Genomic DNA, 15,164 nt, shown 5'->3' on the forward strand with positions numbered 1-15,164 from the left:
TTTGCGTGGTCCCTACTACTAGAACTATGATTCGCGATCTATTAGCGTTGTATTTGTCGCAAAAGGGAATGCCTATTAATCAATTCTCGGGACAATCCGGAATTAATTCAGGAACGCTCAGCCGGATACTAAGTGGTCACCAGCCCATTGCGATGAACCATCTGGAGCGAATTACCAAGGCGATGGATCTGCCGGAGGATCATTTCTACAGCTTATATGTGGATGAATGTTTCTATTTCTCGTCACCTACCTGGCGGCGTCTGCGGCCTTTTCTTGTGCGCTCCGCTGAACTGGGCCGTCTGGATTGCGTTGAACAGGTGGTTCAGAATCTGCTGGAGAATCTGGTCTATGCCCCCATGCTGTTCGAAGTGGCTGAAGGACTGTTTCAAGAGGGGCTGTGGCAAGCTGCTGAATTGCTGTATAAGAATGTGAGTGTCAGTGAGAAGTATCAGAATTCCGAGCGACTCGCGTTATGCCAATACCGTCTGTTCCGTATCGCCATTGGTGACGATCAGGCGCGGAATCTACAGGCGGCACATCTCTTCGAATGTTACCTGGACCGGCTGGATGAAGCGGATCAATTGGATGGGTTAAATCATTTGGGTCATGTCTATGGTTCAATGCATCGGTGGCATAAGGTGGATGAACTCGCGAAGAAGATGCTGCAATTAGCAACTCTTCGCTATAATCTTCAGCGCCATTCGGACCGTAGAGAGAGTAACGAGAAAAAAACTGAGAACCCCCTGTACTTCTATATTCTGTACGCTCAACTTATCCGTTCAACTGTGTGTGAGGAATTAGGAGATTTCAATTCGGCATTAGATTGGGTATCCCTCTATATGGATGGAAGCTGGATACAGGAAGACGATGAAGAAGTGAAGCGCATTGTGGCTCAGTTCCAGGAGTGGGGCACCGCAAACAGACTGCTCTATCGGGTGATGGGCGGACAATATGAGGCGCTCTCTGAATATGTCGAATATATTTCCCACCGGCCAGATGAGATATTTATAGCGTTATACAATATTATCTTATCGGCTAACCGCTATGATTGGAATGTTGATTATATTTTGAAGCGATTTGCTTCCTATATTCCTTACCGGACAAATCTTGCAGAGTATGGGATTCTTCATAACAAACAAGTCATAGCCAGTCAATACTCACGATTTCTTGCTGAAATTGCATTCTATTATCTACATAATAAGCGCAAAGAAGGAATTAGATTCATCCTGCAAAGTATGGAATCATCTGCTAAAATCAATAACGAGAGCAATCTCCTCAAATGTGTTGATCTATTCGAACAGCATCGGCATTTGGCGGATGAAGAAGAGAAGGAGCAATACAAACTTCTAATTAGGGAGGTGCAGGATTCACATGAAAAGAAAATTGTTCAAGCTTCTAGCTTCCTGTAGTCTGGCTATTGCAATTATTATAACAGTTGGTACTACTGAGCCTGTAGCAAGCATCAGTACTCCAACTCTGATTCAAACTATGGGCCACGGTTATGGCGGTTAATGCTTACCGGGCAGCAAATACATTAAGATGATTGGCAATGCCTTCGGCTATAATGGCCCGGAAGCGAAGGGGCGATGGAACAGATTAAGCGCTGGTTCCGCAGGTAACGGGGTACGAGGACTGGCAATGGGTGAAGCGGTGGTAACACCGGAGGAAGAAGCGGCTACGCAAATGTGATATCGGATGACAGAGACCTTATGAGACCCCTAGGGTCTCTATTTTTTTGCCATCATGGCAAACCGATTGCCTGTAGTTCACGGATTAGACTAATCTGCAGCAGTCTACGTTATTGACCATTGGAATTATGTGACATATTATTACATCTATAGAATAAATAATATTTGGATTCCAGTTAGGTGGTGTTTGCGTGGTTTCTACTACTAGAACTATGATTCGCGATCTATTAGCGTTGCATTTGTCGCAGAAGGGAATGTCTATTCATCAATTCTCGGGACAATCCGGAATTAATTCAGGAACGCTCAGCCGGATACTTAGTGGTCAGCAGCCCATTGCGATGAACCATCTGGAGCGAATCACCAAGGCGATGGATCTGCCGGAGGATCATTTCTACAGCTTATATGTGGATGAATGTTTCTATTTCTCGTCACCCACCTGGCGGCGTCTGCGGCCTTTTCTTGTGCGATCGGCTGAACTGGGCCGTCTGGATTGTGTTGAAAAGGTGGTTCAGAATCTGCTGGAGAATCTGGTCTATGCCCCAATGCTGTTCGAAGTGGCCGAAGGTCTGTTTCAAGAGGGGCTGTGGCAAGCTGCTGAATTGCTGTATAAGAATGTGAGTGCCAGCGAGAAGTACCAGAATTCCGAGAGGCTCGCGGTATGCCAATACCGTCTGTTCCGTATCGCCATTGGTGATGACCAGACGCAGAATTTGCAGGCGGCGCTACTCTTCGAATGTTACCTAGACCGGCTGGATGAAGCGGATCAATTGGACGGGTTGAAGCATTTGGGTCATGTATATGCTACAATGCATCGGTGGCATAAAGTGGATGAATTGGCGAAGAAAATGCTGCGTTTAGCAACTCTTCGTTATAATCTTCAGCTTAAGTCGGACCGTAGAGAGAGTAACGAGAAAAAAACCGAGAAACCCCTGTACTTTTATATCCTTTACGCTCAGCTTATCCGTTCAACTGTGTATGAGAAATTAGGAGACTATCAATCGGCATTAGATTGGGTGTTCCTCTATATGGATGGGAGCTGGATACAGGAGGACAATGAAGAAGTGAAGCGGACTATGGCTCAGTTCCAGGAGTGGGGTACCGCAAACAGACTGCTCCATCGGGTGATGGGAGGCCAATATGAGGCCCTCTCTGAATATGTCGAATTTATCTCTGAGCGACCAGATGAGATATTCATAGCTTTACACAATATTATCACATCTGCTAACCGCTACAATTGGAATGTTGATTCTATTCTGGAGCGATTTGCTGCCTATATTCCATACCGGACGTATTCTACAGAATTTGGCGATTATAATAGGCAGGTTATGTTGGACCAACACACTCAATTCCTCGCTGAATTAGCAGCCTATTATTTAAATAACAAGCGCAAAGAAGGAATTGGATTTATCCTGCAAAGTTTGGAAACCTCCGCTAGAATCAATAACGAGAGCAATGTAATCAAATGTGTCGATCTGTTTGGGCAGCATCGGAATCAAGCAAATGAAGAAGAGAACGAACAATACAAAGTTCAAATTGGAGCATACCTATAAATCAATGGGTTCACTGGAGCGGATCAAGCGCTGGTTCCGCAGATAAGGCGATTTTGGGAAACTGGTGGTAAACCTTAAGGCTCCGTCTCCACAATGCGACAAACAAACCAGGTATCCCGGTCTATAATTAGGAGCAAATCTATTTATAGTCTGGGAGAAATGGACCATGCCCAATTATTATTTTAGGGAAATGTGGACCCCGCTGCGCTTGTTCGGGATCAGATTCTATCGGGATGACCAGGAGCGGCTGTGGATCAAGAAGGGGAAGCAGCGGCGGAAGCTGGTACGGAAAGAGGATAATGAGACGATGGAGACCTAAGGGTCTTCATCTTTTTTTATAGGAAATGCAGGTGTATGATGATTCAGTAGACTAGATAGAGAGAAGGAGATGCTGGTATGTTGCCTAAGGAGAAAGTACATAAGCTAAGAGAATGGATGGCGGAGCGCGGGGTAGAGGCCTGTGTGGTACCCAGCGGGGATGCTCACATCAGTGAATATGAGGGGGAGCACTGGAAAAGCCGCCGCTGGATTACCGGGTTCACCGGTTCCGCCGGAACGGCTGTGATTACGGCAACGGATGCGGGTCTGTGGACGGATGGCAGGTATTATATTCAGGCGGAGCGGGAGCTGGAGGGTTCCGGTATCCGTCTGTTCCGTATGGCTGAGCCGGGCGTCCCGCAATGGGATGAATGGCTGGCCGAGCAATTGCCGCAGGGCGCACGTATGGCCGTTGACGGCAGAACGTTGTCCGTAACCGCCATGAAGGGCTTGCAGGTCAAGTTCGCAGATAAAGGGATTCAGACGATCACTGACCTCGACCCCGTAGGGGCGATCTGGACGGACAGACCGGCCATTCCGGCCGAGCCGCTAATGCTGCATGATGAACAATATGCGGGCCTCAGCCGGGTGGACAAGCTGGAGCAGGTTCGGCTCGCCATGAAGCGTCAAGGCGCTGATTATTATGTGCTGTCCGCGCTGGATGATTTGTGCTGGCTGTTCAACATCCGGGGACGGGATATCCCGTTCAATCCGTATGTGACTGCTTTTGCCATAGTGGGGGTACATAACGCAATATTGTTCGCCGGAGGACATAAAGCCACCCCGGAAGATAAGGATACGCTGGCCAGGGATGGCGTGGAGATCAGGGAGTATGATGACATCCTACCGTTCCTGCAGACGCTCCCGGAAGCGGCCTCCGTGCTGTACGATCCGAATAAAACCGGATATAGTCTGGCGGCTGCGATCCCGGACGCCGCTCGTATCATTGAAGCGCCGGGTCTTGTGGTGGCCCTTAAGTCGATCAAGAACGAGGTGGAGATCCGGAATATCCGTGATGTCTATTTGAAGGATGCGGCCGCTCTGGTCGGACTGTTCAAATGGCTGCAGGAGACGGTTCCGCTTCGTCCGGTGACTGAGCTTGAAGCCGATGAGAAGGGGCTGGAGCTGCGCCGGCAGCAGCCGTTATTCGCTGAGCTAAGCTTCTCCAGTATCTCTGCTTACGGCGCGAATGCTGCGATGATGCACTACTCTCCGTCCGCCGATCATCCGGTAGAGCTGGAAGCCAGAGGCCTGTATCTGCTGGATTCGGGCTCGCACTTCCAGAACGGGACAACGGATATTACCCGCACACTGGCGCTTGGCGCGCTGACGGATGAGGAGAAGAGAGATTTTACACTGGTGCTGAAGTCTGTGATTGCGCTGTCTACGGCCAAGTTCCTCTATGGCTCCACCGGATCTACCCTCGACATTCTCGCCCGCAAGCCGATGTGGGACAATGGCCTCGATTACAAGTGCGGCACCGGACATGGTGTGGGCTATTACTCCAATGTGCATGAAGAGCCGCAGCGGTTTAGCTTCAAGCCGAATCCTGTTGTCCTGGAGCCTGGGATGATCATCACGGTAGAGCCGGGAGTCTATAAGGAAGGCCGTCATGGTATCCGTACGGAGAACACGCTGCTGATTACGGAGGATGTGACTACGGAGTTCGGAAGATTCCTGAAGTTTGAAGACCTCTGTTATTTGCCGATAGATACCCGGGCGATTGAGCCTTCTATGCTAAGCAGGGAGGAGCTGGACTGGGTGAACCATTATCATGCTGAGGTGTACGATAAGCTGGCTCCGCTGCTGGATGAGGAGCACCGGGTGTGGCTGAAGCGGGAGACGGCGGGATTGGGGTTGTGAGGAATAGTAGAATTGAAACGGCGGAGACCTTGGGGTCTTCGTCTTTTTTTTTTGTATGTTTTTGGAATTTATTTCAGACAAAATGTGACAAACCCCCGGCGTAAAGTTAACTTTCCGGGTCCCTGTTAAGGAAGTAATAGACATTTTCGCGAAAAAAATGTAGCATCCTTGTTGTGAGTCTTCTTAATAGGATTAACTGGGGAGGGAGTAATAATATAACTATAAGGTAAAATGTGTTGATTGAACTGGGGAGAAGGAGATGAAGTATGTATTCGCAGAAATTAAGAACGGCAGTTTCCATGGTTCTGGTTGTATTATTATCGTTATTCAGTGTGCTTGAGGTATCAGCCGCCTCGTTCAGGGCAGGGGTAGTCTCGAATGACCGGCTCCCGGACGGCACACAAAAGATTATGGTCAATAGTGTAGTAGATGTGACTTATAGCGATCTGAAGGTTCTGAATGAGGTTAAGTTCGTACTTATGAAAGAAGATGTGGAGATAGCCAGTAAGGTGAAGGCGAGAAGTGAAGCCAAGCTGACTGTGCTGGATGCAGTGTATACTTCTATGGAGTACAATTATCTTTCTTTTGAAGGGCTGGCTGCCGGTGAAGAATATTCTCTTCATGCCGAATATACGGGCGGGCAGGGGCTGGTGATGACACCTCCGCAGAGCATCCGTGTGCCTTCAGCTACGGGCATTGATATCTCTGTAGAACGGATGACGAAGGATTCCAATACATATGAAAGTGCTACACAATCGGAGGTCCGCAGCGATGATAAGAATGTAAGGCTTACCATCCTGAATAATGGTGTTCCGCTTGTGAATGGATCTGTGGCGGTATGGATGAATTATCAGTCCTTTAACTATACCACGGATGCGAACGGACAGATTCAGCTTAGGGATAATCATCAATTATATATGAATAGTCCGGTAATGTTCGTATTGCTTAAGCAGGGAAGCGAACAGTATGAGGCTAAGCCTATCTATGTAACTGACCGGGAGCAAGCGGGTACGTATATGGTGGCTGTCCGTTATCTGGATGCCAAGGGGAAGCTGTTCACCCAGCCGTTTCTGACCAACTCCGGACTCAGGGGATTGGCGAATCAGTTTGCTGTGCCGGGATATACGGTGCTGGTATTCAGAACGGGAGAGGTGCCTGGAGACTATAAAGCTTATATAGCCACTGAGAACCGTGAAGCTTATATGTTCCAGATTCCTGCCTCTTCATTGTACGCAACGGAAGAAGGGCTACACAAAGAAATCATCAAGGATGCCAGTGACTACAGCCGGATTAGCTTCCGTGCTTCCTTGGATGGTGAGCCTGTATATGTAGAGAACTATTCTCTCATTGATAATACCAGGTACAAACAGATTGACGATGCTAGAGGTTCTCAGCTCTTTTTCGGGCAAAGTATCTATCTGGAGAAGAATAAGGAATATGAATTCACGTCGCTTGCAAGAAATCGTGATACCGGCGTCAATATCTTATTCCGTAATAAAATTACGCCAACCGAAGCAAAACATGAAATATTCTATGAGGGTCATTCCCGGGATTTCAGCAAGCTGCAACTTCAGATACCGGCTATGGGGATGGGACATGGTAAAATAAATATTTCTTATCTGAACGAAAGATATAACTATAACCAGATCAGTATGGGTCTTGCCGTAGATGATCATCTGTATGTACCTAAGGGCGAACAAATTCACCGTCTGACGGCAAACACCACTTTTGGCGGTACGGATTCTAGCAGCAACCCGAATGAACTTGTACTGAATTCGTATTTCACTCCGGTTGACGATGAGTATAACATCCGTGGCGGCAGTACTTTTAAGGCCGGGATCAGTCTCCTGGTGCCAGGCTCCAGTTACTATGATGGGGCTGAAATCCGCAATCAGGTTGTTCTGGGTGAGAGTGTGAATATTCTGGTGAAAGTGACAGATGAGTATGAGAATCGTCTGGATCTCAGCAGTAATTATAAGCTGATCATCACAGATGAGAGCGGCGCAGTGATCTCGGATGAATCTCTGTATTGGTCCACTGAGGAACAGGAAGGGAAGCTGCAGCGGATCAACATGCGGAATTGGAAGCCTGCCAAATCAGGGACGTATAAGGTTCAATTATTCCCAAACACTTATAAAAATGGTGGTTATGTTCTGGGAGAATTGCTGAGTGAGGCCGAGCTGAAGGTTCTGCCGAAGAACGAATTGGATATAGAGATTAGAGACAATGATGGCAAGTTGGTGGATCTGGTAGACAAGCCATACCTGACCGTTGACCAGGCGCAGAAGGTAATGATTACTGTACGCCAGCATGATACGGGTGCCCAGGGGCAACCGGTGGCTGGAGTGCAAATCAGCGGTTATGGGGAGGTGCTTGGCACCACCGATGAGCAGGGAACGTTCACCATTCCGGCTGACAAGGCTGTTTATATAGGTGAGCTGTACTTTAAGAAAGCTGATTATTTATCTAAAAGTGTGAACGTAGCGGTGATTAATCCGCAATCGCAGGCTGTCATCCGTGTGCGGGGCCTCGATAAGGCTGAAGGCGGCAACTATGCGGGCGGGGTTCCGCTGGATGATGCGAATATCCAGGCTACAGTGAAAAGAAGCGACGGGATTTCTTACGTTGTCAATTCTTATATTCGCACTCCTGGGTCGCATGGATTCCTGGTGGTAGATTCTCCTTCATCCGTAGATGTAGACTTCATGCGATATAACCGAAGCCATAACGGAGTGGAGGCCAAATACGGTTACTACATGTTTGGCTCCATTAACACAGAACCCGGCAAGGATTATTCGCTGGTGCTGGACGCCAGACAAGAGCTTCAGGAAGTCAGCAAGGTTATATTGGATCAGCCGACAGATGAGCTGTATGTGGTACGCCAGGATTTGGCAGGGGCAGATTATATTCCTTATGTGATCGACAACAATCCTGCAGGTGAGAATTATTTCTACGCAACACAAGGAACCTACAGTATGCTGGCACATACCCGGTCAGACACTTTTGTATACCGTGATAAGGTTGTAATCGGTGCAGGAGACAATAGCTTGTCGATGGATGACAGTGCGTCCGCGCTGGCTACGCTGGTGGCGCCTGAATCGGGAACCATCTATGCGGTTAAATATACGACACCGGGCCAATCGACACTCCAAGGCTATGCGTTCAATGCCAATCAGGTGCAAATTACCCCTGGCGATGTAGTAGTATCTGTAGACCAAATCAAGGGTGCCATCGAATACCAATACGATATTCATTTCGCACCTGGAACGCTGCAGGCAGGTACACTCACCCAGATTACGCCACTGGCCTTGAAAGGGCTGGATATTGTGGGGTTGCAGAATGGTAAATTAATCAGGCCCGCTGGTTCGACCTTGCTTGAGATTGGACTGGTCGATACGGCAGGCAACTCCATCGGACAAATCAAGAAGCCGCAAATTCTGGTTGCCAATGGCGGAACAAGCAGTGGCAGCATGAGTCTGTACCCGGACAAGGCTACTTATGAGATTCAGAACGAAGCGGGGAAAGTGCTATCCAAAGAGGCCTTTCTGGTATACCCGCTAAGAGCAATTACTTATGATAATACAGATAACAAGCTTTTGACTGACGGTACTTATGTGATCAAAGCTTCGATGACTATTGATGGACAGACCTATACCCTGGACAAAAAAGTAATCCTGGAGTCGACTGGGGGTACTGTGGTTAATCCGGCCCCGAACCCGCCGGGAAGCGATAATGGAGGTAGCGGCGGCAATACCGGTACGAATCCAAATCCTGCACCGGCACCAGGAGGCAGCGGGCCAGGAGCACCTGGACCTGCAGCAACACCGGCTGCTCCTGCTCCGGCTGCGGTAACAGGGACTGACGCGAACGTTCAGCAGCAGAATGACAAGCTGCAGGACTTGCTGAAGAACACCTCCAGCTCCGCAGCAGAGAAGGCTTCTGCTGCCCAGAATGCGCTGTCCAGCATTGCCGAGTCACTCAAATCGGCTAATACGCCTGAACAAGCTGAACAGAACAGTAAGAGTCTGTCTCAGGCTATGGATACGGCAGCACAGCTCCTGGGAACTATTCAGGATTCCACAGAGAAACAGAAGATTGTGAGTTCAATTACTCAATTGATAGGAAGTGCGCCTTATTTACTGAACAAGCTGGATAGCTCCAGCAAGGCAGTAGAAGTTGCCCAGGCCCTTATTAATAATGCTGCTGCAGTGCTGAGCAATGCGCAGGGCATCACGGCTGAAGAGGTTCAGAAGCTGAAGGATGCTGTTATTCATTCCAGCCAGGCCGCGCTTAACAAGGCTGGCGAAGTTACAATTGCCAAAGAAAATGTAAGTGTAGAAGGAAATGCCGTCTCTTCACAGCTGGATTCGGGATTTATCAGCGCACAGATTGAAACGGCCAAGAAGGCATTAGCATCAGTCGCTGGAGAGCTGACAAGCAAGCTTGGGGCAGGAACAGCTGCTGACCTCAAGCTGAGCCTGACGGTGAAGGTACCTCCGGTGGATAAAGGTATTCATAAGCTGAATACCACACTTCCATCCGAGATTCTCACGCTGGTGCGGGAGAATGATATTGCCGGATTGAAGATTCAAATGGACCAGACGGCATTTACTATTGAGCCGGATACCTTCGGTAAGGTTGAGGCAGGCCAGAAAATTAATCTGGCAGCAGAAGTTGTACAGAATGCTGTGATTAACAAACCCCGCCAGGCAGAACCGCTGGCTAACATCCCTGTGATGGAATTCAGTGCTTCTGTTGGCGGCCAGCCGGTGAAGAGCTTCGCTAAGCCGATCGATGTGACCTTTGATGTATCAGCCATCGATATTTCGAAATATTCAGAGGCGAATCTGGAGAATCTGACCGTGTACGTCCTGAATGAGAAGAGTCTTACCTGGGAAGCGGTTGGGGGTAAATATGATCCTGTTACTCAAACTGTAACTGCGCCGAGAGGACACTTCAGCAAGTACACGGTGATGCTTGGAGCTGCTGCATTCACAGATGTGCCTGCCAATCACTGGGCAGTTAAAGAGATCAATTACCTGCTGACCAAGGGCATCGTGGATGAGGGCGGAGTATTCGCTCCATCTGACAAGATTACCCGCCAGCAATTTGCGGCAATGATCGCCAGAGCTTACGGGCTGAATGGGGAAGGGCTAATCTTGCCGTTCAAGGATATTAAGACAACGAATCCTTATGCGGATGAAATTGCTGCGGCTTATGCAGCCGGGATTATTAACGGCAAATCACCGGCTGCTTTTGACCCTGAGGCAACCATCACACGTGAAGAGATTGCAACAATGCTTGCACGTGCACTTACAGCGTATAACGGTAAATCAGCTGTTGCCCAGCCGGCAGCAGTGATTGCAGCCTTCACAGATGGAGCCAAAATATCGAAATGGGCGGCATCCAGTGTGGCGTTGACCAAGAGTATGCATCTGTTCGAAGGCTTCGGGGATCAGAGCTTCCGCCCTGCCCAGACCGCCAGTAAAGCAGAGGCGGCTGCCTTGATCTACCGTTTGTATCAGTTGAAATACTAAATTATATCTAAACTCAAAAAAGCAGCGGTTCTCCCGGTATTGGAGAATCGCTGCTTTGTGTTGTGGTCGACAGTCTGGGCTGTATAACTACAGGATCACTCCCGCCTCCGCTCAGGAATCACAAAGGATACTGTAGTGCCAGCCCCGGGCTGGCTGCGGATGACGAGGCCTTCGCCGTAGAGCTGGGTCAGGCGCCGGTTGGTGTTCAGCAGGCCGATGCCGCGGTGGGCCTGGAAGGTGTCGTCGAGCAGACGGGCCACCTGTTCCTCGCTCATGCCCTTGCCGTTATCCTCCACCTCGAAGGAGGTGTATCCCTCCTGGCGGTGAATGCGGATCTGGAGCTTGCCTCCGGCTTTGCGGCTCAGCAGGCCGTGTCTGACGGCATTCTCTACTAAGGGCTGAAGGGTGAGCGGAGGAAGCAGCAGCTCGATGCCCGGATCAACCTCCCATTCGATCTGCAGACGTTCCTCGAAGCGCGCCTTCTCAATGAAGAGATAGGATTCTACCAGCTCCAGCTCATGGGAGAGTCCAACGAGCTGCTGCGAATTCATATAATCGAAGCTGATGCGCAGGTAGGAGGAGAAGGCTTCTCCGAGATCGCGCATCTTCGGCTGGTCGAATTCACTCAGCGCCATCAGCGCGTTCAGCGTGTTGAACAGGAAGTGCGGCTGAATCTGTGCCTGCAGGTAAGCTGCCTCCATCCGCAGGCTCTGGTTGATGGACTGCTTCAGTCCGGTCAGCGAGCGGACCCGGTACTTCAGCTCCAGTGCGTCCACCGGCTTGGCGACATAATCGTTGGCCCCGGCCAGGAAGCCGGTATAGATGTCCGCTGGCTGGTTGCGGGCGGTGAGCAGCAGGATCGGCAGCTCCGAGAGGGAGAAGCGCTGCCGGACGATCCGTGTTAATTCATAGCCGGACATGTACGGCATCATCACATCGGCGATCAGCAGATCCCACGGCTCGGTGCCAAGCAGCTCCAAGGCTTCCCCGGCGCTGGTGGCGGTGACCAATTGATAATGCTCTGCCGAGAGCATGCTGGAGAGCACCTTCAGATTGACCGGATCATCATCGACAGCCAGGATCAGAGACTTGGCCGACTGAGAGGCGTCCTGTATCTGCGGCGGAGCCGTTAACTCTATAGGGACTGTGAGATTGCGGATATCCGCCTGCTGTAATAACAGCCGGCCTTCCTCAAGCAGCAGTCCCTTCAGATCCGGGTGGTCCGGCTGCCTTGCGGCGGCTGATTCCTGATCCGTCATCTCCCGGGCCACGGCAGAGGATGCCAGTGGAAGGGTGAAGGTGAACACCGAGCCTTTACCCGGCTCTGAATCAACCGTGAGGTCTCCTCCGTGCAGCTCGGTCAGCTGCTTGCTGATGCTTAAGCCGAGACCGATGCCGCCGCCGTCAATGATGCCTTTGCTGCCTTGCTCGTAAGGCGAGAAGATCCGCGCCTGCGTCTCCTTGTCGATCCCTGCTCCGGTATCAGCTACGCTGATCCATGCAAGCTTGCCGTCGGCTGCAGCGGATACGGTGACCGTTCCGGTCTGCGTGTACTTGATGGCATTGTGCAGCAGGTTATAGAGGATCTGTACAATCCGCTTCTCATCCCCCCAGACCGGCGGCAATGAAGCGGGAAGCTCATTACGCAGCTGGAGCCGTTTGCCTTCGATCATGAATTCGAACATTCCCAGCACGCCTGAGACCAGTGAACCCATAGTTAGCGGCTCCCGCTGGAGAATAATCCGCTTCTCCTCCAGACGGGTCACATCGAGCAGATCGTTAAGCATCAGGGACATTCTGCGGCTGATGGTAATGAGCAGCTCCAGATCCTTATAGCTTTGTTCGTCCAGCGAAGCTTGTTCCTTGGAGGCTACGGTCTGGGCAATGCTGATGATGCCGTGCAGCGGTGTCCGCAGCTCATGGGAGGTATTCGCCAGGAACTGGTCTTTCTTCTGGTCGCTCTCCTTGAGCTGCTGGTTGAGCAGGCGGTTCTCCTCTGCATTGCGGAAGTACCGCTTGAACCAGTAGGAGGAGAAGCCGATAATGGCGGCAATGACATCTATAGGATAATACAGGATACTGCCTTTGGCATTCGACTCCATGGCCCCGCCAATGACGCTGGAGCCGATGGCGGCGGCGGCAAACAGCAGGAAGAAGGAATCCTGCTCCTGCCGCATGACCATCCGTCCGATAGAATAGATTACCCCGACTACTGGAAGCAGGTAGAGGACGGAGAAGAGGGGTCTGGCATAGACCACGTAATGTGCCGGTAAGATCAGAACATAGGCGGTATAGAGCAGCAGAACCAGCAGATAGATTTTGAACAGCCAGCCAGGACGTTCGTAGGCAGAGAAGCTGCGTGTCAGCAGCAGCATGAACAGCGATAACGCAGGATAGGCCAGCAGTTTGAGCTTCAGCGCCCAGGTATAGTTAATAGGGAACCAGAGCAGCAGGATCGTATCGTTATCGGCTACAATGGTAGTTGCTACTGCCAGCAGCAGGAGGAAGAAGAGCAGGAATGACCGCTGCCGCCGGTTAAAAAAGAATAAAATCCCCGCATACAGCGCATGCAGCAGCATGATCATGAACGCCACCAGCTGGAAGCCGAGTGAATACATCCGTTCGCTATCCACCGCGGCTTGGGAGCCGAAACGGATCGACCTCACAATCCCGCCCTCCAGCGGATGGTCGTAGTTGGCTGCCCGGACCAGGAGAACAATCTCCTGTCTTCCTGGATTCTCGTAGGCTGCGGTGTAAGAGACCGCCTTAGGGATATAGTCCCCGCTATCCGTGGACAGCTTCCCGAAGCTGGTCTCTCTCTGCTCGTTAATATCAATGCTGGAGGCGGCTTGAATCCGCTGAATCCAGAAGCCGTAAGGCTCGGTCTGTGACGGATCTACCAGAATACGCAGCCTGTATGTACCATAGCCCAGAGAGGATTGCTCCCCTTCCGGGAATCCGCTGCTCCAGTCGCCGGGAACCTTGACAACTTGCGGCGTGTCCGCAGCAAGTAGGGCGGAATCCTCATAGCCGAGGAACTGGCCGGGATAGAACTCCCATTCTCCATCCAGCTGAATGGACGGGGAATGCTCGAAGTCCCAGCCCCGCATATCCAGTACCCCTTGCTGTGCCTCGGGATGCACAGATGCTGTATTGGCATTGAACCACAGATAGCGCAGACTGATCAGAATGGTTAGATAGAGAAGCAGCAAGAGAGCATGCTTGGGATTGAATCTGGCTTTTGTCTTCATTAGGTGTGTACTCATCGAGGTTATCTTCATCATACGGTTTCAATTCGACATCTGTGATCCTTATCCTGCTTACCCCCAGATGCCAATTAGCAGAATGCCGCAGAAAATGACAATCGAGCATATCATCCGCCGCAGGCCCTGACGCTCCTTCAAGAGAAGCACGCCGAGGAGAGTAGCGAATATGGTGCCGATCTCCCGCAGCGGGCTGATATGGGCGAGCGGCGCCTGCTGAAGTGCGAACAGGAACAGCAGATAGGAGCCCGGATTCAGCACGCTGCCCAGCAGAATGGTGAACTTGTTGCGGCGCCACTCTTCAAGCAGCTTCCGCGATCTCAGGACCGCAGGGGTCAGTCCGGCAACGAAGCCGATATTGGTCACCTCAAGCAGTGCGAGCGGCGACATATGCTGAAGGTTCAGTTTATCGACGAATACGTAGCAGGTGGTGCATAATCCTACGCAGAGGGCCATGAGTATCGGTGTATAGTAGCCTAAGGGGGTGCCGGGGGCGGAGGAAACCGGGAGGCTTCTTCTTGCGCCGATTCCGCTGAGGACAGCGAAGCCGCCTAGCATGCAGCAGATCCCGATCCAGCCGTAGACAGACAAGGATTCCTTCAGAAAAATAACGCCGATCAGCGGGATCAGCAGCGTGCTTGTCCCCCGCATCACCGGGTAGATCTGGGACAGGTCGCCCATCTCATAGGTTATGGATAACAGCCAGGAATATAAGGCCTGCAGCGCCACAGACAGCAGCAGCAGGGCGTAAGCACCGGCGGCCAGCGGCTGTGTCCACAGCTCGATCAGCAGGGCCGGCAGCAGCAGCACCGTGGAGACCATCATGATCGACCACAGGAAGATACTTTTATTCAGGCTTCTTTTGGTGAACATGCTCCACACCGCGTGGCACATTCCGGAAGCCAGCACCAAAAGAATTGGCAGCAGCATGGATAGTCAACCCCT

At 50.9% G+C, this 15,164-nt stretch carries 8 protein-coding genes; 6 read left to right on the plus strand and 2 right to left on the minus strand.

The features are described 5' to 3' along the window. The first annotated feature begins 26 nt into the window (after nt 1-26). The 6 genes from MKY96_RS03230 to MKY96_RS03255 all read left to right on the plus strand — a co-directional run bounded on the left by MKY96_RS03230 (nt 27) and on the right by MKY96_RS03255 (nt 10,956). The gene (locus tag MKY96_RS03230; protein WP_340938607.1) at nt 27-1,409 is read left to right on the plus strand and encodes a helix-turn-helix domain-containing protein; all 1,383 of its coding nucleotides are present in this window, start codon (nt 27-29) and stop codon (nt 1,407-1,409) included. Between the two features lie 130 nt (nt 1,410-1,539). Continuing rightward, entirely contained in the window at nt 1,540-1,689 is a 150-nt protein-coding gene (locus MKY96_RS03235) for a hypothetical protein (RefSeq protein WP_340938608.1), read from the plus strand. Nucleotides 1,690-1,900: 211 nt separating this feature from the next. Then, nucleotides 1,901-3,238 (plus strand): helix-turn-helix domain-containing protein, encoded by a 1,338-nt coding sequence (locus MKY96_RS03240; protein WP_340938609.1) that lies wholly within the window; start codon nt 1,901-1,903, stop codon nt 3,236-3,238. 166 nt (nt 3,239-3,404) lie between these two features. Then, a complete protein-coding gene (locus tag MKY96_RS03245) occupies nt 3,405-3,557 on the plus strand; it encodes a hypothetical protein (RefSeq protein WP_340938610.1) in 153 nt (50 codons plus the stop codon). Nucleotides 3,558-3,634: 77 nt separating this feature from the next. Next, a complete protein-coding gene (locus tag MKY96_RS03250; protein WP_340938611.1) occupies nt 3,635-5,419 on the plus strand; it encodes an aminopeptidase P family protein in 1,785 nt (594 codons plus the stop codon). A gap of 266 nt (nt 5,420-5,685) precedes the next feature. Continuing rightward, the gene (locus tag MKY96_RS03255) at nt 5,686-10,956 is read left to right on the plus strand and encodes an S-layer homology domain-containing protein (protein WP_340938613.1); all 5,271 of its coding nucleotides are present in this window, start codon (nt 5,686-5,688) and stop codon (nt 10,954-10,956) included. 95 nt (nt 10,957-11,051) lie between these two features. Here MKY96_RS03255 and MKY96_RS03260 read toward each other — a convergent pair whose 3' ends face one another. Then, entirely contained in the window at nt 11,052-14,207 is a 3,156-nt protein-coding gene (locus tag MKY96_RS03260) for a hybrid sensor histidine kinase/response regulator (RefSeq protein WP_340938614.1), read from the minus strand. A gap of 69 nt (nt 14,208-14,276) precedes the next feature. Continuing rightward, a complete protein-coding gene (locus MKY96_RS03265) occupies nt 14,277-15,149 on the minus strand; it encodes a DMT family transporter (protein ID WP_340938616.1) in 873 nt (290 codons plus the stop codon). Nucleotides 15,150-15,164 lie beyond the last annotated feature (15 nt).

Origin of the sequence: Paenibacillus sp. FSL R7-0302 (genome assembly GCF_038006885.1) — a bacterium.
Lineage (GTDB): Bacteria > Bacillota > Bacilli > Paenibacillales > Paenibacillaceae > Paenibacillus_AQ.